Below are 22,022 nucleotides of genomic sequence, written 5' to 3'. Positions count from 1 at the left end.
ACGCTATGTCCACCATTTCCACGACGCAGCCCTTGTCTACTGCCGACTCCGCCGAACGTCCGCGGAGCGGCAGCTGGGACGGAGGCAATGAACCCTTCAAGGCCAGCTACGGCAAGCTGATGATGTGGTTCTTCCTGCTGTCGGACGCCTTTACGTTCGCCGCTTTCCTGACCACGTACGGCCTGATTCGTCACCGCTACCCGGCTTTTGATGCCGCCGCTGGCAAAGCATTTGAGTTTTCGACCGCCTACTGGCCCGTGCCAGACCGGGTGTACAATGCTTTCCCCGGTTTGGGCCATGCTAACGTGCCGCTAGGCTTCGTGGCCTTGATGACGATGATTCTCATCTTCAGCTCTGTAACGATGGTATTGGCCGTAGAGGCTGGCCACCGCATGGACAAGAAGGACGTGCAGAAATGGCTGCTCTGGACCATTCTCTTCGGTGCTACTTTCCTTGGTTCGCAAGCCTGGGAGTGGAGCCACTTTATCCATGGTACCGAAGAAGGACTGAAGATGGCTGACGGCACGGTAGTGTACGGCGCCAACTTGGCGGTGAACCAGTACGGCCCAGTGCTGTTTGCTGACCTATTTTTCTTCATCACGGGTTTCCACGGCACACACGTATTCTCGGGCGTCTGCCTGCTAGTATACTGCTTCATTGCTACCACCAACGGTACTTTCGAGAAGCGCGGGCACTATGAAATGGTAGAGAAAATAGGTCTTTACTGGCACTTTGTAGACCTAGTGTGGGTGTTCGTTTTCACCTTCTTCTACCTGGTTTAATTGTTAAATGGCTGGCCGTTCCTTCGTTTTTCCAACGACTAGCCATTTAACCATTCCGCAACTCAACCATTCAATACAATGGCTAATCACGCAGTCACTGAGCATACGCCGAACGGCGAAATTCCGAAGCCGAATACCGCCTGGATCTGGCGGACCTTCTTCGTGTTGGTTGGTATTACGGCGCTGGAATTCGTGTTCGTGTTCCTAATGAATCCGAGCACGCTCCGCAATTCCATCTTCATCATTCTGACGATTTTCAAGGCCTTCTTCATCGTGGCCGAGTTCATGCACTTGAAGCATGAAGTGAAAGCCTTGATCTGGACCATTCTCATTCCGATGGCGCTGCTCATTTGGCTGCTCATCGCGCTGGTGACGGAAGGCACCTATCAGAACTCGTTCTGGAACGTATTCAACTAACTGCATGAGGCCCAAACACGTCCTGTTGTTGGGCCTCATTCTGTTGGTCCCGGTGCTGGCTTTCGTGTTTCTCTACACCTTCGGCACCAACCGTTACGCGCTGCCCACTTTCCTGCCCGACCGTGTCGATTCGACGCTGGTGGAGGGAAAGTGGCGGCGCGATACTGTTTTTCACCAGTTGGCCGACTTTCGGTTTGCTTCACAGACGGGCCGTGAGATTACACAGAAGGACGTGGCGAGCGGTGTGTACGTGGCCAACTTCTTCTACTCGACTTGCCCTGGCGCCTGCCCCCGTATGAACAGCCAAATGGCGCGCGTGCAGGAGAAGTTTCGGCAAGAGCCCCGTGTGAAGCTCGTGTCGTATACCGTAGACCCCGCTACCGATTCGGCGGCGGTGCTAGGCCGATACGCCGAGCAGTACGGAGCTATTGCCGGCAAATGGTTTTTTCTGACCGGTGACAAAACGGCGCTTTACCGGTTAATCACGGAAGAGTTTCGACTCGACAAACCCAGTGGTGCCGGCCCTGGTATTGTGCACAGTCAAAATCTGTACCTCGTAGACCGTGACCGGCGTGTGCGCGGCATCTACGACGGAACAAAGCCCAAAGACGTTGAGCGCCTCATGACGGAAATCAACGTGCTGCTCTACACCTATGACCACGAATAGTCCGGCTGTAAATCCCGACAACACCAAGTACAAAGTACTAGCTGCCGTGCTCGGCGCCGTTATTCCGGTAGCCGTTGCCATCTTGTATTATTTCCCCACCGTGTTCCGCGTTGAAGGCGCGCAGGTGAAGTCGCTGCCGGCCGTAAATGCGGTGTTGAACTCGCTGACGGCCTTGCTGCTGATGGCCGGTTACTATTTCATCCGGCGCAAAAACGTGACCCGGCACCGTCTTATGATGGGGTTGGCCTTTCTGATGGGCTCCTTGTTTTTGGTGTCGTACGTGGTTTACCATTCGCAGGTGCCTAGCACTACATTTGGCGGCCAAGGCGTTGTTCGGGGAGTATACTATTTCTTCTTGCTGACCCACATTTTGCTGGCCGCCGTCACGGTTGGGCTGGTGCTGTTTACGCTGTACTTTGCCCTGACCGAGCAGTTTCAGAAGCACCGCCGCATTGCCCGCTGGACGTATCCCATCTGGCTCTACGTTTCCATTACCGGCGTCATCGTGTACTTCATGATTGCGCCGTATTATACTTGAAATAGTTGAATGGCTGCATGGCTTAATGGCTACATGGTTAAATGGTTGGCCGTTCTGACGGCTCTAGAACGACCAACCATTTAACCATGTAGCCATTAAGCCATGTAACTCCTAATTCATTAAACCATTCAACTTCAATCGCAGTTGAAAGAAGTATGAAAAAGATGTTTGCTACTGCGCTGTTCGCTCTATTGCTGAGCGTATTGTTTAGCTTGGCGCCGCGTATGGCTGCCGCGCAATGCACCATGTGCAAAACGCAGGTGGAGTCGGCCCGGAACCAGAAGGACGGCTACGATTTTTCGGGCTTGAACAAGGGCATTCTGTACATGGCCGCTATTCCGTATCTGCTGGTGGGGGCAGTGGGCTATTTCTGGTACCGCAACACCAAAACGAAAAAGCTGGTGCGCAAGTAATGGCTCAGTACGAGTCCACGCTGGTGGCCATGCTGGCGCAGAAGTGTCCGCGCTGCCACCGTGGGCCGCTTTTCAAGCACTTCGCGCTGCACCTCACCAAGTTCGACGCCATGTACGAGAACTGTGTGGCCTGCGAGCAGTACTACGAGCCGGAAGTGGGTTTCTATTGGGGGGCCATGTACATCAGCTACGGCTTCTCGACCCTCATTGTGGTGCTGACGGGCGTGTCGCTTTATTACCTCGCTAACGACCCGCCCGTGTGGGTGTATGTCACGACGGTGGCCGTGGTGATGGTAGCTCTAACGCCGCTGCTGTTTCGCTACGCCAGAGTGGTGATGCTGTACTTTTTCGGCGGCATCAGCTACGACCCTTACGTAGTCGATGCGCCGCCCTTGCCGCCACGAGCTCACTGAGCAACTAGGAAATGCCGCCAATTGGCGGCATTTTTGTTGGGAGCCGGTTCCTGCGGAGCCGTGTGCTCCCGCCCAAATCCGCTCCGATTGAAGTTTTCCCGCTTTCTGCCGCCGGTGTTTCTGCTGGCCGCCTTTCTCTGTTTCGCGGGTGCCTACCTCAGCAACCGCTACGGCCAGGCGCCGGAGGTGCTGCTGCGCACTGATGCCGCCCGGCTGCAAAAGCTGGTGATAAAAGCCGAGCTAACAGCGGAGCGCGAAGCTGTCGACGTGCTAAGTAAAGCCCAGCGCGGCGAGCTGACCTTCAGGACGCTGGTGAACAGCACCACCTATCCTTGCTTCGTGTATCGCGGCGGGCAGCTACAGTACTGGTCGGACCATACTGTTCGGCCCGAGCCGGAAAACGTAAACCAAGACTTTCAGGAGAAGCTGGTGAGCATGCAGTTTGGGCGCTACCTGGCTTTACGAGATGCGGCGGGCCCTTACGTGGTGCTAACGTACGTGCCGCTGGAAAAAGGCTACGGCATCAGCAACCGCTACTTACGGCAAGGCTCGGAGAAAGCCTTATTTCGGGGTCTCAACCTGCGGCTAGTGAGTGATGACCGGCGCGCCAATCTGCCGAAGCTCTACTCCGAGGAAGGAAACTATCTGTTCTCGCTGCAAAGCCTGCAAACCAACCCTATTGCTGGCAAATATCTTCCTTTGGCCCTGCTGCTGCTCGGATTAGGCTTCTACCTAGCCAGCTGGCTGCTGTGGGCCCGTCGCCTGTTGCGGGCAGGGAAAGTACCCGCTGCTGTGGCGGCTCTGCTGCTGCCGCTACTTGCGCTCCGGGCGGTGCTGCTGTACTTCGGGCTGCCTTTTTCCTTCATCGAGCTGCCGCTTTTTGACCCGCGGGTGTACGCGGCATCCTGGCGCTCTCCCTCGCTCGGCGACTTGCTCATCAACGCGGGGATGCTGGCCCTAGCTGCGTACTGCGGGTTGCTGCTGTTCCGGCGCTATAATCCCACGCGGTGGGTGGAGCGTATGCAGGATCCCGGCCGTCGGTCGATGGTGGGGGCTGTGGTGGGGGTGTTGTTTTTTTGGTTGCTGGAGTTGCTGTTTCAGTTTTATTCCAACAGCGTCAACAACACTCAGGTCATTCTTGACATCACCCAGGATATCTCGGTTTCACGCTTTAAGCTGCTGCTGAGCCTGGCCATTGTGCTGCACACCGGGGCCTACATGGTGGGCTTCTACGTGTTGTCGCGGTTGTTTAGCTCGAGTGTGGCGGCGGGCGAGCGGCGGGAAGGAATATTTGGGTTGGGGCTGGCCGCATTGCTGTTTCTGCCGATTGGCATTGCGCTCGAACAGGTGCACATGCTGCTGATTGGCATTACGCTGTGGTTTTTGCTGGTGCTGCGCCTCATTGGTCTGCGCCGCGTGGCGGCCACGACTACCTATCAAATCTATCTGTTCATCTTTTTGATGCTAGGTATTAGCTCGATTGTGGGCTCTTTGGCCTTGTTCGAGCATTTCGACCGGCAGCTGGTGCAGAACAAGCAAAATCTGGCGGGCAATCTGTTGGTCGATAACGACCTGCAAGGCGAGTTTCTGCTCACGGAACGCACCCGCGCCATGGCCACGGACCCACTCATCCGCACCTTGCTGGCCAGTCCGTTTGCCAGCGCGGAAATAGTGCGTCAGAAAATAGTGAAACACTACCTGGGCGACTATTTCGACAAGTACGAGGTAACTGTTTCGCTCTTCGACCCGGCTGGCCGGCCGATAGGGGCGGGACGCAGGACGGAGCCGCTGTCGGAGGTGCGGAGCCGGTTGTTGCAGAACGCCATGCGTACCGACCAGCTCAACCTGTTTCTGGTGCGGGGCAACCACTCGTTCAGCACCCGGCGCTACGTCGATTTTGTACCGGTGCCCGCTTCCACGCGCGGTACCAGCACCATTTTGCTGGAGCTGACGCTCAAGAAACTGACCACCTACAGCGTGGTGCCCGAACTGCTCGTGGACCAGAAGTTTTTCCAGCCCGGCCTCGGCGCCGAACTGAGCTACGCGGGTTACGAGAAAGACCGGCTCGTGTACAGCGAGGGCGACTTCGACTACGTGAACGGACTGAGCAGCCTGCAATACAACGACCCGCGCCTTTACCGCACGGGCCTGGCCGCCGGCCGTTTCCACCACCTGGCCGTGCGCGACGAAGCCCAGCAGCGCACCATTGTCGTGACGACCTCCACGTACACCTTTGCCAACTGGCTAGCCAACTTCTCGTTTCTGTTTCTGCTGCACACGTTTTTCTGGCTGCTGAGCGTGGGCGTGTACCTATTGGCGCGTGGCAAGTACCTGGAAGTTTTTCGTACCAACTTCAGCACCAAAATTCAGCTGTTCCTCAACTTCGGAATTCTGGTGCCGCTCGTGATTGTGAGCATTGCCACGGCCAGCCAAGTTACGTCGTCGTACAAGCGGGACTTGCGGCGCACCTACGAGCGGCGCGGGCGGGCAGTGCAGGAAAATCTGCTGCAAAACCGCGCGCTGCTCTCCGACTCGGCCGGCCGCGCTGCGCTGTTTAGTTTGGCCGATAACGTTTCCTCGCTCACCGAAACCGACCTCAACCTCTACGATGCCAGCGGGGAATTACTCGTCAGTAGCCAGCCCATCATCTTCGAGTCGGGGCTTTTGGGGCCGTTGATGAATCCGCAGGCGGTGGCGGCGCTCAAGGAACGCACGCAGCCGCGCGTGTTGCTGATGGAACGGGCCGGCTCGCTCTCCTTCAACGCGCTTTATCTGCCCCTGCGCGACACCGAAGAACAAGCCGGGCAGGCCGGCCGAATTGTCGGCTACGTGGGCATTCCATTTTTCGACTCCGAGAAAGAGCTGGACAACAAGCTCATCGAGCTGATTTCCATCTTGCTGAACATTTTCAGCGTGATGTTCATCTTCTTTCTGCTGCTCACTTTCGTGGCTTCCCGGGTGCTTACCAATCCGCTCAAGCTGCTCACGGAAAAGCTCAAGCAAACCACGCTTACGGGTCAGAACGAGATGCTCGACTACCAATCGGCCGACGAGATTGGGATGCTGGTGCGCGAGTACAATGCCATGCTGCTGAAGCTGGAGGAAAGCAAGCAGGAGCTGGCCACGCAGGAAAAGGAGGCGGCCTGGCGCGAAATGGCCCGGCAGGTGGCCCACGAAATCAAGAACCCGCTCACGCCCATGAAGCTGAGTTTGCAGTTTTTGCAGCGCGCCATCGACGACAACCGGCCGAATTTGCAGGAGCTGATTGGCAAGGTTTCGCAGACGCTCATCACGCAGATTGACGTGCTGACGGATATTGCCACCTCGTTCAGCAACTTCACCAACCTGCCTGCCATGCGCCCCGAGCGGCTGGATGTGGGTTCTATTCTGCGCCGTTGCGTGGGGCTGCACCAGGGCAGCCGCCAGGAGGCCCGTATTCAGCTGCACCTGCCGACGGATGCCGGAGCCATTGTTTATGCCGATGAAAACTTGCTGGTGCGCACCTTCAACAATTTGCTGATTAATGCCCTGCAAGCCGTGCCCGAGAGTCGGGTTCCAGTTATTGACGCCCGGCTCGAAATCCGGCCCGAGGCGCGGGTGCGTATCATCATTCAGGACAACGGGGCCGGTATCCCGGCGGACGTGCGCGAGAAGGTATTCGTGCCCAACTTCACCACCAAAGCCACCGGCTCCGGCATTGGGCTGGCCGTGGCCAAGCGAGGCATAGAAAGCGCCGGCGGCAGCATCTGGTTCGAGACGGAAGAAGGCGTCGGCACCACATTTTATATTGAGCTGCCGCTGGCCGGATAACCCCACCCCAACCCCTCCCCAAAAGGGAGAGGGCTTTAGTTTTAGAATCTAGAATTAGAGCCCCTCTCCCGGAGGGGAGGGGTTGGGGTGGGGTCTGGCACGAATCGGAAGGCTTCTTACGTTGTTGAGCCGGCGTATCTTTGCGTGCATAATTTCCTTCCATGATCAGCAGCTTTCCGCACCGCTTTTTGCGCCTTGGCTTGCTGCTGGTTTTTTGGCTGGCAGCGGCCAGCGCGTGGGCGCAGCAACGCCCGGAAACGCCCCCCAATACGCGCCGTTGCGTGTGGGTGCGCCTCACGCCGGGCCGCGACACCACCGACTTTTCCTTGGCCGATACGCTGACCGTGGTGCCGGCTTCAGTCAGTATCCAGGGCCGTTCGTTGAGCTACGACGCGCACACCGACCGATACCGCTACGTCCAGCCCGGCCGGCGAATACCGAGCCCGGAACCCGGCCAGCCCGACATTGTGGTGCCGGGCATCGACTCGGTGCTGGTGTGCTACCGGGTGCTGCCGCTACGGCTGGCCGCGCCGGTTTTTCGCCGGCCGCGCCGCCTGCTTGATAGCCTCAGCTTTCCGCAGCAGCCGTTTGGGCAGGAAGATTTCACGGTGAAGGAACAGATTCTGAGCACGCCGGGCATCAACAAGACCGGCAACCTGGCGCGGGGCATCAGCTTCGGCAACGCGCAGAACGTGTTCGTGAACTCCGCCCTCAACTTGCAGCTCGAAGGCCGGCTCACCGACAACATCAACCTCACGGCGGCCATCAGCGACCAGAGCGTGCCTTTCCAGCCCGAAGGCAACACCCAGCAGCTCCAGGAATTCGACCGAATTTATATCACGCTCACCAGCCCGCGCTGGAACCTGACAGCCGGCGACGTGGTGCTGCGCAACAAGCCCGACTACTTTCTGCGCTTTTATAAAAACGTGCAGGGCGCGGCGCTGGAAGTGAATTTTGGGCAAACGGCGGGCGGCCTGAGTGGCTTCACTACTCCGCAGCTGACCCCGCTGCCTAGCTACCCGGGCGTCAATCCGGGCACGTATTCGACTACTACTATCACCAACGGCGGGCAGTCGTTTGGGCAGCCAACGGCGCCGGGTAGCGTGGCGCCGCCCACGGCCTCGGGCTCGCCGTTTCCGCCGGGCACGACGAGCAACACCGTCACGGGGCAGGAGCAAGGAAGGTTTGGGCCGGTGAGGTCTTCAACGACGGTGGCGGGCGGCGTGGCGAAGGGCAAGTTTGCCAGCATTGAAGTGGCGCCCATCGAGAACGTGCAGGGGCCGTACCGGCTGCGTGGGCCCAATGGGGAGCAATTCATCATTGTGCTGGCGAATTCGGAGCGGGTGTACTTGGATGGGCGGCTGATGACGCGGGGCTTCGACAACGACTACATCATCGACTACAACCAAGCCGAAGTCACGTTTTCGCCCCAGCACCTCATCACGCGCAACTCCCGCATTCGGATTGATTTTGAGTACTCCGACTTCAACTATGCTCGCTCACTCTACCACCTGAGCCACTACCAGCAAGTGGGCCGGTTGTCAGTGCACGGCAATTTCTACCGCGAAGCCGACAACCCCGACAACTCGCCCAACCTGCTGCTCGATAGCACCGACCAGCGGCTGCTGCGCCAACTGCCCGGCAACGAGGCACAGGCGCGCGCGCCGGGAGCCAAGCTAACCAACTACACGCGTGGACAGGTGCTTTACAACCGCGCAACCCGTACGGTAGATGGGCAGTTGGTGGATGTGTACACCTATCCGCCCGACTCGTTGCGCGACGTGTACAACGTGAGCTTCACGGACGTGGGCGTGGGCAACGGCGACTATAATCTGAGCGCGAACAACGCTGGTGCCAATGGCCGGGTGTACGAGTACGTAGAGCCACTCGATGGAGTGAAACAGGGACGCTACAGCCCGGTCCGGTTGCTGCCCGCGCCGCTGCAAAAGCAGGTCATATCGGCGGGGGCCAGCTTTCAGCTCGATTCTACGTCCACGGTTTTCGTGGATCTGGCCGCTTCCGACCTGGATCTGAACCGTTTCTCGCCTTCTTCCGACAAGGGCCAGGCCATGCGCGTGGGCTACGTGGTGCAGGACCGGCGCCTGCCGGGGCTGGGTGTGCTCAAAGATTACCGGTTCCGCAGCGCCCTCGACTACGAGTACACCAGTGAGGCTTTCGCACCCATCGACCGGTTTCGGGACATCGAGTTTGACCGCAACTGGAGCACGACCAGCACCGTGCAAGGCAACGCGACCCGCCGCGAAGGCCGCGCCGACAACATTCTGAATTTCGCGGTGGGCGCTGCCAAGGACGAGAATAACGCCGTGAACTACCGCCTCAGCCGCCGTTTCCGGTCGGGGGAGGTGAGCGGCTTGCAGCACTGGCTGGACGCGGCCCGGCAGATAGGCGATGTGCAGCTGCGGGGCAGCTTGTTTTTGCTCAACTCGCAGGCCGGGCGGCGCGAGTCGCGGTGGGCGCGGGGCGAGGCGGCGGCGCGGTACGTGGCCGGCGCCATTGTGCCGGGCTACGCCTACCGTTTCGACAAAAACCGCGTGGCCCTGCCCAGCGGCGACTCTATCACGTCGGCCAACTACTTCGACGAGCACAACGTGTTCATTCAGAGCCAGGATTCGGCCCGGACGCGTTTCCGTGCCGCCTACACCTACCGCCGCGACCAAACGCCGAACGTGGAGCAAACCGAGATTCAGCAACGTAGTACGGCCCAGACCTGGCAAGGCACGCTCACGACTCGCCTCGGCAAAAATCAGGAACTGGCCGTGCTGACCACCTACCGGAGCCTGTCGGCGCGCGACAGTGCCCGGCAGCAGACCATCCTCTCCAAACTGGATTGGAACGCAAGCCTGCTCCAGAACCAGGTTCGCTCGGAGCTGAGCTATTCCGTGGCGACGGGCCGGGAGCTGAAGCGCGATTATGCCTTCATTGCGGTGCCTAATGGTCAGGGTACGCACTACTACGGCGGCGACGTGAACGGCAACAATCTGGAAGACCGGGACGAGTTTTTGGAGGCGCAAACCACTGATGCCGTGTACCGCACGCACATCAAAGTGTACTTGCCTACCGACGACTACATTCTGGCCTTCACCAATCGTTTCAGCTACCGCCTCACCACCAATGCCCCGCGCAACTGGCGTGACGCGGGCGGCTGGCGGGCGGCGCTTTCCCGCTTCTCGGCCATCAGCAGCGTCACGCTCGACCGCCGCACGGTCGACAAAAGTTTGTCATCGCGGCTGAACCCGTTTGCGTTTCAAACGGAAGATGATCAGCTCTTGAGTCTGAACAAGCTGCTGCGCAATACGCTGTATTTCAACCGGTCGAATCCTATTTTCGGGGCCGAGGTGACGGTGCAGCAAACCCAGCAGAAGGTGCTCATCTCGCAGGGCTCCGATATTCGCAACCTGGCGGCGCAGAGCCTGCTGCTGCGCCGCACACTGGCTCAGTCGTTCACGGGCCGCCTCACCACTGCCCGCAGCGTCCGGCAAAACAATTCCACCTACCTCGCCAGTCGCAACTTTCGGCTGCTGGTCTACGATATCTCCCCCGAAATCAGCTACCAGCCCAGCGGCACCTTGCGTTTCACGGGCACCTACCTGCGCACCGACAAGAACAACGTGGCGCCCGTCAACGATGAGAGCAAAGCCCGCGGCACCTTCGATGAGCTAGGCATCGAAACCCGCATCAGCCAGGTAAGCAAGCGCACCATCACGGCCACCACGCGCTACGTGCGCATCGGGTTCGAGGGCACGCCGGAGTCGGTGGTGGGGCTGGAAATCCTGAACGCGCTGCGGCCCGGCAGCAACTTCACCTGGAACCTGAACGCCGAGCAGCGCCTCAGCAACGGCCTCAACCTAAGCCTAGCCTACGATGGCCGCAAAGCCAACGGCCTGAACGTAGTGCACACCGGCCGCATGCAGGTGTCGGTGCTGTTTTAAGTATTGAGCACTGAGTATTGAGACATTAGTACCGAGTAGTGAGATGAAAGTGAATCGTTGAAAACAACCGATTGAATCACCTATGCCTGTGCACTATCTATAAGATCTGACATCGTAACGGGTATACGCTTCATCTTCTTCCTTCAAAAAGACCCTTCTGCGCCACTAGTTGCACCAGGCGTTGCGTTTCCTGGGAGAAGTCAGCTACGGCTAGTGGCTCTTCGTAGCGGAGAATCTGGAAGCCGGCGGCGGCGTAGAGGTTCTTCAGCTCGTCGGTGGCGAAGCCGATGGTTTTGCCTGAGGTGTTGCCGCGGGCCTGGTTGACGTCGGTATGGAAGTTTTCGAATACGAGCAGGCCGCCGGGCCGGAGGGCCGCTTGTACCTGGCCCACGTGGGTTGCTTCGTCGGCGTAGCAGAGCACAATCAGGTCCCATTGCTCGCGGCCCCAGTCGTGGGTATTCGCGTCGTGCTCGATGGTAGTGAGTGAGACGCCGAGCTGCTGAGCGCATTGCTGAGCGAAGGCGAGGGCCTGGTCGGCGATGTCGATGCCCGTTACTTGCCAGCCTTGCTGCGCCAGGTATAGCGCGTTGCGGCCCTCGCCCATGTTCACGTCCAGGGCGGTGCCGACCTGGCGGCCTCGCACGGCTTCAGCCAGCAGCGCGTTGGGTTGGGCATTGAAGCGGGTGCTGCGCCAGGTAGCATCCAGCAGGTAATGGTTCCAGAGCCCACGCTCATACGCTTGCTGCTCAGCCGGCGTGGCATTGGCTGGTGGGGGAGGGTAGCGCGCGGGCTGCGGCTGGCTGGTGGCTGGTTCTGGCTTGTTGGGCTGCGGAAGGGGTTCCGTCATAAGAAAAGGCAAAAGAGCGGCGTTGCGGCCAGTGAAATGCGTCGTTGCACAACACCTACAACAGAGAAGCAACTTACACCTCCTTTTGCATGCAGACGCTGTTTTCTACGCCGGCGTACTGGCCATAATTGGGAATGCGCTGGTAGCCGCTTTTTTGATAGAGCCGAATGGCTTCGGGCTGCATTAGGCCCGTTTCCAGCACGCAGCCGCGGTAGTGCAGCTCCCGGGCCCAGCGCTCCAGCTCTGCCAGCACCGCCTGCGCGATGCCCTGCCCCCGGAGCGCGGGCTGCACGAACATGCGCTTCACCTCCGCCAGCTCGTTGGTATATGCCTTGATAGCGCCGCAGCCCACCGGCTCATCGTCCTGGTACGCTACCACTACGTGCCGGATGCTGTCCACTTTGTTGAACTGGGCGTAAAAAGCGTGGTCGTCGCCGTCGCGCACCCGGAGGTCCTGGTCGAGCAGTTGCACTAGCTGGCGGAAGTCGGCATTGTCGGAAGAGGTGCGGAGGAGGCGGGGCATGGTGGGTGCGTGGCTGGTAAGTACGAAGATGGCGAGTTCCCTGCTCTTTCTACCAACAGGGCCTGCCGTAGCTACAGTAGGCCCTGTTGGGATAGTACTAGAGTAGGAACAGAAATTCTCACTAAGAGCAAAATCTAAGAGCAAAATAGCTACTGCACGTACTGGGTCGGCTTCTCCATGAAAAGGCGGCGGCAGGATGCGGAGCAGAACCTGTATGCCTGGCTCTGATACCTAGCCGTAAGGGAAGTTCCAACGGGCACACTCATGTTGCACACCGGGTCGGTAATGGCCGCGTTGTGCGCTGTACCGGGCTTCGCCGCCTGCACCGCTTGCATGCCCCCGTCGTACATGGCCCGCATGGTCTGCACGATGTCGGCGGGAGTGTTGCGCTCGGTGCCGCCCGATACCGGCGGCTGCGGGGCGTACTCCAGGTCGAGCATGGCGGCCTGCGTGTACTTCTCGCCGGCCAGGTCCTGGATGAGCGCCAGGCTCATGTCCATGCCGGCCGTCACGCCGGCCGAGGTCCAGTACTTGCCGCTGCGCACGTAGCGTTTGGGCTCGTATTTCGCCCCGTACTCTTGTTCGAGGATGGTTTTGCCGTACCAGTGCGTGGTGGCGGGCTTATCTTTTAGCAGCCCGGCCGCGCCCAGCACCCAGGCCCCGGTGCAGACGCTGGTGGTGTAGCGGCTGGTGCGGTCAATTTTCCTGATCCACGCCAGTGTGGCCGAGTCGTGGGCGGCGCGGTAGGTGCCCCCAAAGCCGCCCGGCACCACCAGGATGTCCAGCGAGTCGGTACCGGCGAAGTCGTGGTCTACCTGCACGGCCATGCCGTTCATGTTCTTGACCAGGCCCTTATTTTTGGCCACGAAAAACACCTGCGGCCCCAGCAGCTCGCTCAGCACCTGGTAGGGCCCCATCGCGTCAAGCGTAGTGTAGCCGTCGTAGAGCAAGATGCCGATGCGCTGAACGCCGGGGTCGGGCCGGCCGATGACAGCCAGCAGGTTCGGCATGGCGTTGTCGTGGTGCAGGCCGGGGTGGGTTTCGGCCGTGGCCGCCGGCGCGGTGGCCGTAGCGGTGGGCTTGTCGGGGCTGGAGCAGGCGGCCAGCAGAACCACGCTGGCCAGCCAAAGAAGTGGCGTTTTCATGTCAGTGTACGAGTAAAAGGTTAAAACCGGGCCGAAAGCGTAGTACCCAGCAGCCGCGGCAGGCTTTGCAGATAGGTGGGCGCCTGGGGGCTGAGCGAGCCGTAGGTAAGGTAGCGGCGCTCGAACACGTTGCGCGCCCACACCGCCAGCTCAAACTGCCGCACGCTCACCCCGGCGCGGGCGTTGAGCAGGCCGTAGCCCGTTTGCCCGTCCTGGTTGAAGTAGTCGAAGTAAGTGCGGCCCAAAAAGCGCCACTCGCCCCGCACGAACACGCGCGGAGCGGCCTGGCCCTCGCCCAGCGCCTGGGTGTACTGCGCGGCCAGCATCGACGTCACCCAGGGCGTGTTGATGGGCTGGTTGCCGGCGAAGCTGCGCACCTGGTTGTCGGTGGGACTGAATAGCGGCAGCGTGGCGTAGCGGGCCCGGTTCAGGGCCGCGTTCCAGGTCAGCTCCAGGCCTTTGACCGGCACGGCGGCGGCTTCCAGCTCGGCCCCGGCGTTGCGCATCGTGCCCACGTTCAGGATGGCCGTGTTCAGGCCGTTGGTGCTGGTGGCAATCTGCTGGTCGCGCTGCTGCAAGTAAAACAAGGCCACGTTCAGGCGGGCGCGCTGGCTGGGCAAGGTCGTTTTCAGGCCCAGCTCGTAGTTGTCGCTCGTCTCGGGCTGGTACGGAATCTGGGCGCGGGTGGGGGCCGTGGTGTTCAACCCCCCGGCCCGGAAGCCGCGGGCGTAGCTGGCGTAGGCCAGCACGTTTTCAGTGGCCTGGTAAGAAAGAATGGCCTTCGGCGACCACGCCCGGAAACTGGCCTGGAACGTGGTATCGGCCTGCGTCACGGTCACGACGCCCCGCTGCTCCAGCGCCCCGCCGTTCACCAGCTCGCGCTTCTCGTAGTCGTAGCGCAGCCCGGCCGTCAAACTCAGGGCCGGCGTGAGCTGATAGGTGAGCTGCCCGAAGCCGGCCAGGCCCCGGCTCAGGGTGCTGCCCGTAGTCTGGAAGCCCACCGGCCCGCCCAACCCGTTGGGGTTGGCAGGGTCGGCCAGCGGCGAGTCGGGCCCCACGAAGAACGTGGCCACCACGCCCGGCAGGTTGCGCTGGCGGAAGCCGAAGGCGCCCACCGTCCAGCTCAGGCGCTGGTCGCTGCCGGGGTTCGATGAGGCTCGCAGCTCCTGCGTCCAGTTGCGCTGGTCAATCAGGCCGTCGCCACTGGCCACGTCCTGGGCCGTGAAGTCGAAGTCGTAGCGGTTGGGATAGCCCAGGGCAAATTTGTTGAAGCCCGTTACCGAGCTCAGCGTCAGGCCCGGCAGGCGGTAATCGGCTTTCAGCGAGGTAATCAGGTTGCGCCGCCGCTCGGTGTTGGGGAAGTTGCTGTACACCTGCCAGGGCTGCTGCTCGATTTGCCGGCGGCTCGGCACCCACGGGTAGGAGCCCCGGTCCTCGTTGCGCTCGTTGTAGGCGCTCAGCGCAACGCTCAGCCGCTCGGTGGCCAGGTAGCGCAGCGTGCCGTTGAACAGCCACGAGGTCTGCTCGTCGAAGTCCTTGCCCGTGACCAGGTTCTGAAACACGCCCTGCCGGTGGCCGTACTGCCCGCCCGCGCTCAGAAACAGCTTGTCCTTGACCAGCGGAGCCTGCGCGGCAAGGGAATAGCGCTGCTGGCCGTAGTTGCCCACGCTCAGCTCGGCGTAGCCGCCGGGCGTGTTGGTGGGCTGCCGGGTCACGATGTTCACCACCCCGCCCAGGGCGTTGCGGCCGTAGAGCGTGCCCTGGGGCCCACGCAGCACCTCAATGCGCTCCACGTTGAGCAGCTGCGTGGGGGCGGCGTAGTAGCCGAACTGGTACACGCCGTCCACGTAGGTGGCCACGGCCTGCTCGTTGGTGAAGCCCATCACGCCCCGGATGTTGAGGAAGTTGCCGCCCGTGGAGTTGGCGTGCTCCACCACGAACAGGTTGGGAGCCAGGGCTGTCAGGTCCTTGAAGTCCCACACCCGGTATTCGCGCAGCTGCTTCGGGCCCAGCGCCGACACGGCCAGCGGGGTGCGCTGCAAGGGGGTTTCGTCTTTCTGGGCCGACACCACCACCTCGCCGAGCCCGGCCGTGCTGGCCGTCAGCTCGAAGCGCAGCGTGGCCGATTGCCCGGCAGCCACGGTCACGACCTGCGTGCGGGCGGCGTAGCCCACCGAGCTGGCCACCACCGTTTGCCGGCCCACCGGTACGTCAGGTATCGAGAATTGGCCGTTGGCGTCGGCCGTGGCTCCGCGAGTGGAGTTGAGCACGGCCACCGTGGCAAAGGGCACCGGCTGGCCGTCGGCGGTGGCGACGGTGCCGCTGAGCGTGCCCTGCGTTTGCGCCCAGGCGGGCAGGCTGGCTACCACGGCCAGCGGAAATAACACGTGTTTCATGCGGGTAGCATTAGCGGGAGGCGCGGCCGGCAGCCGCTGGTGTGGGCAGGGCGGCGGATTTGGCCGGCTTGGCGGGGGCGCGGGTAGCCGCCGCTTTTTTGGCCGCGCAGCACTTGCCTTTGCCCGCGCAGCGCGGGTCTTTCTGGCCGTTGTGGCCTTCGTGGGCGCGGAGTGGGCCGGCCGTCAGGGCCAGCAGGGAGCAGAAAAGCAGAAAGTTGTTCATGAAAGTAAGAGCGAAAGGGAGAAGAAAGAATGAGGCGCAGCCTCGTGCTGGGCGGCCGTCATGCGGCGCTCGACGTTAGCGATTTGCCGCGCCTGGGAGGCCCAGAAGTCTTCGTACTGGTGCGCCGTCAGGCGCGCTGTGTCGGGCTCCCGGTAGCGGTGCATCCAGTCCATCATGGCCGCGGCCGCGGCGCGCAGGCGCTGGCGCTCGGCCGTCAGGGCGTCCATGCGCGCCATTTGCGCATCGTGCTGGCGCATCACCGACGCGCGCGTGGTGGCCGGAGGCGTACTGGTTTCCAACTGGGAAGACGGAGGGGATTGGCAGCCAACCGCGCTCAACAGCATACTCAGCAGGCAGCGAAACGGGGTACGTGCCACATCAAGGATAAAGTGACAGCACGCCCCGGCCCAAGCCCGTTCCCCTACCTGCGCACGCCAGGGCTGGGCTCGTGCAGGGCCTGCCAGATCTCAGAAAAGCGGGAGGACCACTCAGCCTTCAGCGGGCGGGTGGTCGGGGCCGGGTCGGTCCCAATAATAGCGCCCTACGCGCAGGGCGGCGTAGCGGCGCGGGGCCGGGGGGTAGGCGGTCGGGGCGCTCAGCCGCAACGGCTCTACGCTGGTGCAATACAGCTGAATCTCTTCAAACGCCTGCTTGCTCCCCAGCGGCTGTTGCCGCTGCTCGGCTTCGGCGGCGGCTCTCAGTTGCTTAGCCAGGTGGCACTTGCCGTTGCACTTGCGTTGGGGCTTGTCGCGGTTGACGCACAGCACCCGTGCGATGTAGTCGCGGTTCAGCCACCACCGGGCCATCAGGCCCAGCCGCCCGGCGCAATGCACCGAGAGCGAACAAAGTAGCAAAAGGGCAATGGCCTGGCGCATATACGTTCCCCGCGGGGCCCGGCATCCGGTCGGCACCCGGTCCCGCAAAGAAACGCCCCCTCGCCCAGAGTGCCAAGCCGGGAGCGGTATAGGGCGAAAAAAGGTGTATTCCTTCCAAGCTAACTCAAGTTGCGGACTAGGGCTAGTTCCCCTCCTTTTTCAAGGAGGGGCTAGGGGTGGTTGACGGTTGTTGGACGGTTTTTAGAACGCTAGAATCGTGCAACGAATCAACCGCCCCTAGCCCCTATTGCTTTATACGCAATGCTTGATGCGCGGAAGTTGACAAGGAGGGGAACTAGCTCTCTAGCCCTAGTCCGCAACTTAAGTAAGCTAGAAAAACCGCCCGCGCATTGCGGACGCGGGTAAGCAATGGGCACTCCCGTGAGCTGGCCCCTTCCGCTCTCCCAGACACCCCGCTTCTGCGCATCCCCGCATGGCGGCCCCCACCCGGCCGCGCGGCCGGTGAGGGGCGCCCCTGGGGCGTAGGCGCTCCAACCCAATGCAGAAATACACCGACGGGTCCGCTCGCAAGTGCTCGGTGACGAGCACTCGGAACCGAGTAGTGTATCCTTAGCAGAAATTTCTGTTCTTATTCTAATGCTACCCCCTCTGGCCCGTACGGAAAGCAGCAAGCACTACAACAAGCACTATGCCGCGGGCAAAGGTGGCAGGTCATTCTTGCCCCCGCGACGCACCACTTTGGCGGCGGCCTTGAACTCGTTCCAGAGGTCGGGCTCGTCTTCCTGGTAGAGAATGAAGAAGTCTTCGAGGTCGGTTTTGATACGGGCGTTGGCCTTAATGAGCCGTTCTAGGGCCTGGCGGCCGGTGCTGCCGCTGGTGTCGGTGAGGCGGCCGGTGGTGCGCTGATTTTGGTAGTCGGCGAGCAGCGTTTCGGCCTGGGTGTTTTGGGTGGCGGCGTAGCGGCGCTTCACCAAGGCCCTGGCGTAGGGCTGGCCCAGGTCGAGGAGACGCCGGGCGTATTCGGTGAAGTCGGTTTCGTTGAGCCGCGTCAGGTCGGAAAGGCGGCGGGGTACGCGGGCGGCTAGGTCAAGGTCTTTGGTGCTTTTCGCGTGCGCCGTGAGGCCCCGGCCGAGGCGCAGCAGCAAGGATGTAAGCTGGCTGCTTAGGCCGCGCTTGCGCTCCGGGTTTTGGTCCTCATCGGCACCGAGTACCTGCTGGGCCAGCGCCTGGCTCTGCTGGAGGTTGGCAGCCAGCTCCGTGCGAAGCGGGGCCACATCGTCTTCTACGTCTTCGTAGCGGGCGGTGGCGGCGGCCAAAAAGGCGCTTAGGGTAGTGTCGCGCCGCAGGCGCGCTTCAATCAAATCATTTTGCATACCAGAAGAAAAAATAAGTGTGGCGTAATATACAAGTAAACTCTACTGTAACAAGTATCCGAAGGGCTGCACCAACCGTTGCAAGCCATGCGCGGCGCGTGCGGACCCCTATTTCCCGCTCCCGACGCCCAACCGACGCGCTGCAAGCCGTACACGGTAGCTCCGGACGCATGTTTTTCGCTTTGCAAGGCATGTTACTCGCTTCCGGACGCGTATTTTTTGCTTCCGGAGGCGTGTTTTCGGTTTCCGGACCCGTGCACGTCATTCCCGAGACCAAACCGACCTCTGCAACGGGTACCCGAGCATTGCAACGCGTGACTGAGCATTGCAACGGGTAACCGACCTCTGCAACGCGTATCCAGGCGTGGAGAGGTAGTTGATGATAGTTTAAGACTTAGGGAGCCGCGTGAGGCGATACAGCAGCCGGGCGTTCTGCAACAGCGGGGGACCTTGCGTGGCGGTGGTATCAGTGATGCTGGCCCGGTAGAGCAGGAGCGTATCGTTGCGAAACGCGTAGGTGAGCAGGCGCTGGCGCTTGGTGTACAGATCAAGGATCAAGTTGTCGAGGTTGTTTTCCAGCTGCACCACAAAGTCGGTATTCGCGTAGTAGGTGCGGGCATTGAGCAGGCCCTGGACCTTGCCATCGGAGGTGAACTCCACTCGCGCGGGGCGGCCGGTAGAATCGGTACCCGCGAAGGTGCCCGTGAACAGGAGCCTGTTGACGGCATATTGAACGGCCACCCCTACGTCATCCCCGAAAGGCGGGTGGCGTAGCACCCGGCGAAACAGCGTGGCGGTAAGCAGATGTCGATTTTGGTCGTATTTGTTGAGAAACAAGGTCGTGTCCGTGTCTGAGAGGCGGTAGCTCAGCTCCAGAAAACTGCCCGGCGGGTCGTAGTAGCCTTGCCGGATAGCCAGTGCCTGGGCATCCTGTCCCGGCTGGTAAAGCAGCACCAAGCTCCCGCCTTCGTGGTTGTTGAGGTTGAACGGAATTTCCAGACTGTCGCCCTTTTGCTTGGCCGGATCGATGAACAGGGAGTTGATGCCGCTGGCTTCCGGCTGCGCCGCCAGGGGCGAAGGCTCCTGGGCAAGGGCATCGAGGTAGCCGGCTTTCACCCAGGCCCCCGTAATAAGCGGGTGAAAGCGTTGGGCCAGGGCCCGTGAAGAAGAACCGGGAGGGTTGGTTGTCGCCGCCGTTTTGTCGGGAGTATCCGGCTGGCAAGCGCCAAGTACCATCAGTAAGCAGAGCAGTCGAAATCTCATACGTCAACACTAGGCTATTAAGGTAGTTAACCCAAGTTGCGGACTAAAGCTAAAACTAGTTCCCCTCCTTGGAAAGGAGGGGCTAGGGGTGGTTGATTTACGCTAGAACGGTTTTTAGAACTAGCTCTAGAACCTGTTCAACGACGGTCAACCACCCCTAGCCCCTCCTTAAAAAAGGAGGGGAACTAGCTCCTAGCTCTAGTTTCTAGTTGTCCGCGACTTGGGTTGTACGTCTACTGCAACAGCTTCCGAAACCCGGCTACCACCGCCAGCTCCGCCTGTCCGGCCGGGGCTTTGGCGGCTTCGAGCTGCTTCTGGGCGGCAGCCAGCCAAGCGGCCGAGGGGGCGGTGCCGCTTTCGAGCTGCGTGAGGCGCTCCAGGCCCAGCGCGGCCAGCAGGCGCAGCTGCGTGGAAAGCGGGGCGTACTCAGTGAGGGGAGGGGAGGCGCTAAGCACTGGTTGCAGCTTGGCATCGTTGGCTTGCCACCGCTTGAGCTGCTCGCGCAAGGTGGCCAGGGTAGTGCGAGTAGCGGCCGTCTTGGGCAGCGGGCCGGGCTTGGCGGGGCGCGCGGCCAGCAGCGAATCCACGCGCCAGCTAAACGTCCGCGCCACGTCCGATTCGGCGGGGGCGGCGTCTACGAGGCGGGTGAGCGGCGTTTGCGGCGTATAAGTGAAACCCTGAAAATGCCGCTTGTACTCTTTCACGGGCTCTACCACTTCCGCCAGCGTGCGAAGCGGCGCTACGTCGGCGGGGTCGGCCATCTGCTGCAAGAGTTGCGCCGGGGCCCGCCGGTGCTGCAAGCCCAGCCCTTCCAACTGCCGCGACACCACCGCCAGCCGCCGGTACATATCCGGCACGTCGGTCACGGTGCCCGCCGACCATAACCGCTCGGCCACGGCCGCGCCCCGGGGCCAGATACGAGAGTCGATAATGACGCTATCCGCAAACTCGGCCCACATGGTGGCCTCACCGCCCAGAATTAGTTTCTGTTGCTCCGGGGTGAGGGGCGCGTCGGCGGGCAGCGGATCGGGAGCGTAGTAGGAAGAAGCGGGGAAGTACAGATCGAGGTAGTAGCCGTTGGAAAGCAGGGCGGGGTTGCCGGCTTTGGCGGCATCGTACAAGCCTTTCTTGCCGCGCCAGCTTTGAATGACGGTGTTTTGGGGCAGACCCGGCCCCAGAATTTCGTCCCAGCCCACCATCTTCTTGTTGTACTTCGTGACGATGGCCAACACGCGGCGGTTGAAGAAGGTCTGAAGCTGATGCTTGTCGAGGGTTTTGCCATCGGGCTTGAGCATGCCTTTATCGTGCGCGAACTGCATGATGCGCGCACTGCGTCGCCACTGCCGCCCGTCGTTTTCGTCGCCGCCAATGTGGAAGTACGGGTCGGGGAAAAGGGCCGTCATTTCCCCGAATAGCTTATCGAGCAGCTCGTAGGTAGTTTCCTTGGTGGGGTCGAGGGCCACGTTAGCGGTGCGCCAGCTCTGGTACACACTGTACACCGAATCGTTGGAAGCCAGCTGCGGGTAGGCCGCAATCCAGGCGATGGTGTGGCCGGGCACGTCGAATTCCGGCACCACCCGAATACCGCGCGCAGCGGCGTAGCGCAGCACCTCGCGCACTTGGTCCTGGGTGTAGTACTGCCCGCTCACTTCGTGCAGGCGCGAAAACGTGCGGCTCTCCACCCGGAAGCCCTGGTCGTCGGCGAGGTGCCAGTGCAACACGTTCAGCTTCACGGCCGCCATGCCATCGAGGTTGCGCTTAATGACGGAGACGGGCATGAAGTGGCGGGCCGCATCGATGAGCAGCCCCCGCCACGGAAAGCGCGGCTGGTCCTGTATATCGACCTCCGGGAAGTAGAAGCCTTTTTTATCCTGACTGAGCAGCTGTTCGAGCGTGGCCAGCCCGCGCAACACGCCCAGGCTGGTGGGCGCGTCGAGGGCCAGGCCCATGGGCGTTACGCGCAAGCTGTACCGCTCCTCGTCGAAAGCTTCGGGGCGGCCCACTTTGCCGTAGCGGATGGTGAGGTTGGGCGCACTAGCGGCAGAGTTGGTGGCTTTTGTTTTAGGCGCCAGGCCGCTCAGCTTCTGGTCGAGGCGCCGGATGATGCGCAGCACCGCGCGGTTCAGGGCTGTATCGCGCTGCGGCGTTTCGATGCTGAAGCGGGCCGGGCTGTGGGTACGGTCGAGGGCGTAGCGCCCCGTGCCCCAGCGCAACGAAGAAGGAACGGGCAGCAAATTGCGGGTATCGGCCGGAGGCATTTGAGCCAGCAGTGGCGCAGTGGTAGGCAGGATAAGGAGCAGGAGAGCCGCAAGAAAACGGAGCAACATAGATAACACGGGTTCCGGGTGGAGGCGAAAGATACGGGAGCCGCCGCATCATGGGCTAGCTGTTGCAGCATTCGTGCCGGGTGCGGGCAACGCGGGCTT

Annotated in this window: 18 protein-coding genes; 8 read left to right on the top strand and 10 right to left on the bottom strand. The window is 61.4% G+C overall.

Annotated features, from left to right (window positions below):
* Window positions 1-5: 5 nt before the first annotated feature.
* From ACYSMN_RS08870 to ACYSMN_RS08835, 8 genes are all read left to right on the top strand, one after another.
* Window positions 6-782, top strand: a complete 777-nt coding sequence (locus tag ACYSMN_RS08870) for a cytochrome c oxidase subunit 3 (RefSeq protein WP_488923507.1) — start codon at window positions 6-8, stop codon at window positions 780-782.
* A gap of 78 nt (window positions 783-860) precedes the next feature.
* Window positions 861-1,199, top strand: coding sequence for a cytochrome C oxidase subunit IV family protein (locus ACYSMN_RS08865; RefSeq protein WP_488923506.1), 339 nt, complete (start codon window positions 861-863; stop codon window positions 1,197-1,199).
* Between the two features lie 4 nt (window positions 1,200-1,203).
* Window positions 1,204-1,866: an SCO family protein gene (locus ACYSMN_RS08860; RefSeq protein WP_488923505.1), complete on the top strand. Its 663-nt coding sequence runs from the start codon at window positions 1,204-1,206 to the stop codon at window positions 1,864-1,866.
* Window positions 1,853-2,404 carry a DUF420 domain-containing protein gene (locus ACYSMN_RS08855; protein ID WP_488923504.1) on the top strand — a complete coding sequence of 184 codons (552 nt, stop codon included), beginning with the start codon at window positions 1,853-1,855 and terminating at the stop codon, window positions 2,402-2,404. The genes ACYSMN_RS08860 and ACYSMN_RS08855 overlap by 14 nt, the downstream gene beginning before the upstream one ends.
* A gap of 155 nt (window positions 2,405-2,559) precedes the next feature.
* On the top strand, window positions 2,560-2,817 hold the full coding sequence (locus tag ACYSMN_RS08850) for a hypothetical protein (protein ID WP_488923503.1): 258 nt from the start codon (window positions 2,560-2,562) through the stop codon (window positions 2,815-2,817).
* Window positions 2,817-3,230, top strand: coding sequence for a DUF983 domain-containing protein (locus tag ACYSMN_RS08845; protein WP_488923502.1), 414 nt, complete (start codon window positions 2,817-2,819; stop codon window positions 3,228-3,230). Before ACYSMN_RS08850 ends, ACYSMN_RS08845 begins: the two co-directional genes overlap by 1 nt.
* Window positions 3,231-3,317: 87 nt before the next feature.
* On the top strand, window positions 3,318-7,040 hold the full coding sequence (locus ACYSMN_RS08840; RefSeq protein ID WP_488923501.1) for a sensor histidine kinase: 3,723 nt from the start codon (window positions 3,318-3,320) through the stop codon (window positions 7,038-7,040).
* Between the two features lie 161 nt (window positions 7,041-7,201).
* Complete coding sequence (locus tag ACYSMN_RS08835) at window positions 7,202-10,990, top strand: DUF8818 domain-containing protein (RefSeq protein ID WP_488923500.1); 3,789 nt, start codon at window positions 7,202-7,204, stop codon at window positions 10,988-10,990.
* Window positions 10,991-11,120: 130 nt separating this feature from the next.
* Here the strand turns inward: ACYSMN_RS08835 and ACYSMN_RS08830 are convergent, their stop codons facing one another.
* The 10 genes from ACYSMN_RS08830 to ACYSMN_RS08785 form a co-directional block, all read right to left on the bottom strand.
* A complete protein-coding gene (locus tag ACYSMN_RS08830; RefSeq protein ID WP_488923499.1) occupies window positions 11,121-11,837 on the bottom strand; it encodes a class I SAM-dependent methyltransferase in 717 nt (238 codons plus the stop codon).
* A 73-nt stretch (window positions 11,838-11,910) separates the two neighbouring features.
* Window positions 11,911-12,360 (bottom strand): GNAT family N-acetyltransferase, encoded by a 450-nt coding sequence (locus tag ACYSMN_RS08825; protein WP_488923498.1) that lies wholly within the window; start codon window positions 12,358-12,360, stop codon window positions 11,911-11,913.
* Window positions 12,361-12,509: 149 nt separating this feature from the next.
* Window positions 12,510-13,505, bottom strand: a complete 996-nt coding sequence (locus ACYSMN_RS08820) for a DJ-1/PfpI family protein (protein ID WP_488923497.1) — start codon at window positions 13,503-13,505, stop codon at window positions 12,510-12,512.
* Between the two features lie 20 nt (window positions 13,506-13,525).
* The gene (locus ACYSMN_RS08815) at window positions 13,526-15,901 is read right to left on the bottom strand and encodes a TonB-dependent receptor (RefSeq protein ID WP_488923496.1); all 2,376 of its coding nucleotides are present in this window, start codon (window positions 15,899-15,901) and stop codon (window positions 13,526-13,528) included.
* Window positions 15,902-15,911: 10 nt separating this feature from the next.
* Window positions 15,912-16,124, bottom strand: coding sequence for a hypothetical protein (locus ACYSMN_RS08810; RefSeq protein WP_488923495.1), 213 nt, complete (start codon window positions 16,122-16,124; stop codon window positions 15,912-15,914).
* A complete protein-coding gene (locus tag ACYSMN_RS08805) occupies window positions 16,121-16,423 on the bottom strand; it encodes a hypothetical protein (RefSeq protein WP_488923494.1) in 303 nt (100 codons plus the stop codon). Before ACYSMN_RS08805 ends, ACYSMN_RS08810 begins: the two co-directional genes overlap by 4 nt.
* A 189-nt stretch (window positions 16,424-16,612) precedes the next feature.
* Complete coding sequence (locus ACYSMN_RS08800) at window positions 16,613-16,999, bottom strand: hypothetical protein (RefSeq protein WP_488923493.1); 387 nt, start codon at window positions 16,997-16,999, stop codon at window positions 16,613-16,615.
* Window positions 17,000-17,646: 647 nt separating this feature from the next.
* On the bottom strand, window positions 17,647-18,333 hold the full coding sequence (locus ACYSMN_RS08795; RefSeq protein ID WP_488923492.1) for a hypothetical protein: 687 nt from the start codon (window positions 18,331-18,333) through the stop codon (window positions 17,647-17,649).
* A gap of 387 nt (window positions 18,334-18,720) precedes the next feature.
* Window positions 18,721-19,596, bottom strand: a complete 876-nt coding sequence (locus tag ACYSMN_RS08790; RefSeq protein ID WP_488923491.1) for a hypothetical protein — start codon at window positions 19,594-19,596, stop codon at window positions 18,721-18,723.
* A 233-nt stretch (window positions 19,597-19,829) separates the two neighbouring features.
* Window positions 19,830-21,923 (bottom strand): beta-N-acetylhexosaminidase, encoded by a 2,094-nt coding sequence (locus ACYSMN_RS08785; protein ID WP_488923490.1) that lies wholly within the window; start codon window positions 21,921-21,923, stop codon window positions 19,830-19,832.
* Between the last annotated feature and the right edge of the window lie 99 nt (window positions 21,924-22,022).

The organism is Hymenobacter sp. M1-2 (assembly GCF_057808495.1).
This window is presented reverse-complemented; position numbering and strand designations above follow the sequence as displayed.

Coding starts and splice junctions, on each gene's coding strand:
- ACYSMN_RS08830 (WP_488923499.1), bottom strand. CDS start 11,837: ATGACGGAACCCCTTCCGCAGCCCAACAAGCCAGAACCAGCCACCAGC.
- ACYSMN_RS08815 (WP_488923496.1), bottom strand. CDS start 15,901: ATGAAACACGTGTTATTTCCGCTGGCCGTGGTAGCCAGCCTGCCCGCC.
- ACYSMN_RS08835 (WP_488923500.1), top strand. CDS start 7,202: ATGATCAGCAGCTTTCCGCACCGCTTTTTGCGCCTTGGCTTGCTGCTG.
- ACYSMN_RS08785 (WP_488923490.1), bottom strand. CDS start 21,923: ATGTTGCTCCGTTTTCTTGCGGCTCTCCTGCTCCTTATCCTGCCTACC.
- ACYSMN_RS08860 (WP_488923505.1), top strand. CDS start 1,204: ATGAGGCCCAAACACGTCCTGTTGTTGGGCCTCATTCTGTTGGTCCCG.
- ACYSMN_RS08850 (WP_488923503.1), top strand. CDS start 2,560: ATGAAAAAGATGTTTGCTACTGCGCTGTTCGCTCTATTGCTGAGCGTA.
- ACYSMN_RS08855 (WP_488923504.1), top strand. CDS start 1,853: ATGACCACGAATAGTCCGGCTGTAAATCCCGACAACACCAAGTACAAA.
- ACYSMN_RS08845 (WP_488923502.1), top strand. CDS start 2,817: ATGGCTCAGTACGAGTCCACGCTGGTGGCCATGCTGGCGCAGAAGTGT.
- ACYSMN_RS08870 (WP_488923507.1), top strand. CDS start 6: ATGTCCACCATTTCCACGACGCAGCCCTTGTCTACTGCCGACTCCGCC.
- ACYSMN_RS08800 (WP_488923493.1), bottom strand. CDS start 16,999: ATGCGCCAGGCCATTGCCCTTTTGCTACTTTGTTCGCTCTCGGTGCAT.
- ACYSMN_RS08825 (WP_488923498.1), bottom strand. CDS start 12,360: ATGCCCCGCCTCCTCCGCACCTCTTCCGACAATGCCGACTTCCGCCAG.
- ACYSMN_RS08820 (WP_488923497.1), bottom strand. CDS start 13,505: ATGAAAACGCCACTTCTTTGGCTGGCCAGCGTGGTTCTGCTGGCCGCC.
- ACYSMN_RS08795 (WP_488923492.1), bottom strand. CDS start 18,333: ATGCAAAATGATTTGATTGAAGCGCGCCTGCGGCGCGACACTACCCTA.
- ACYSMN_RS08865 (WP_488923506.1), top strand. CDS start 861: ATGGCTAATCACGCAGTCACTGAGCATACGCCGAACGGCGAAATTCCG.
- ACYSMN_RS08790 (WP_488923491.1), bottom strand. CDS start 19,596: ATGAGATTTCGACTGCTCTGCTTACTGATGGTACTTGGCGCTTGCCAG.
- ACYSMN_RS08810 (WP_488923495.1), bottom strand. CDS start 16,124: ATGAACAACTTTCTGCTTTTCTGCTCCCTGCTGGCCCTGACGGCCGGC.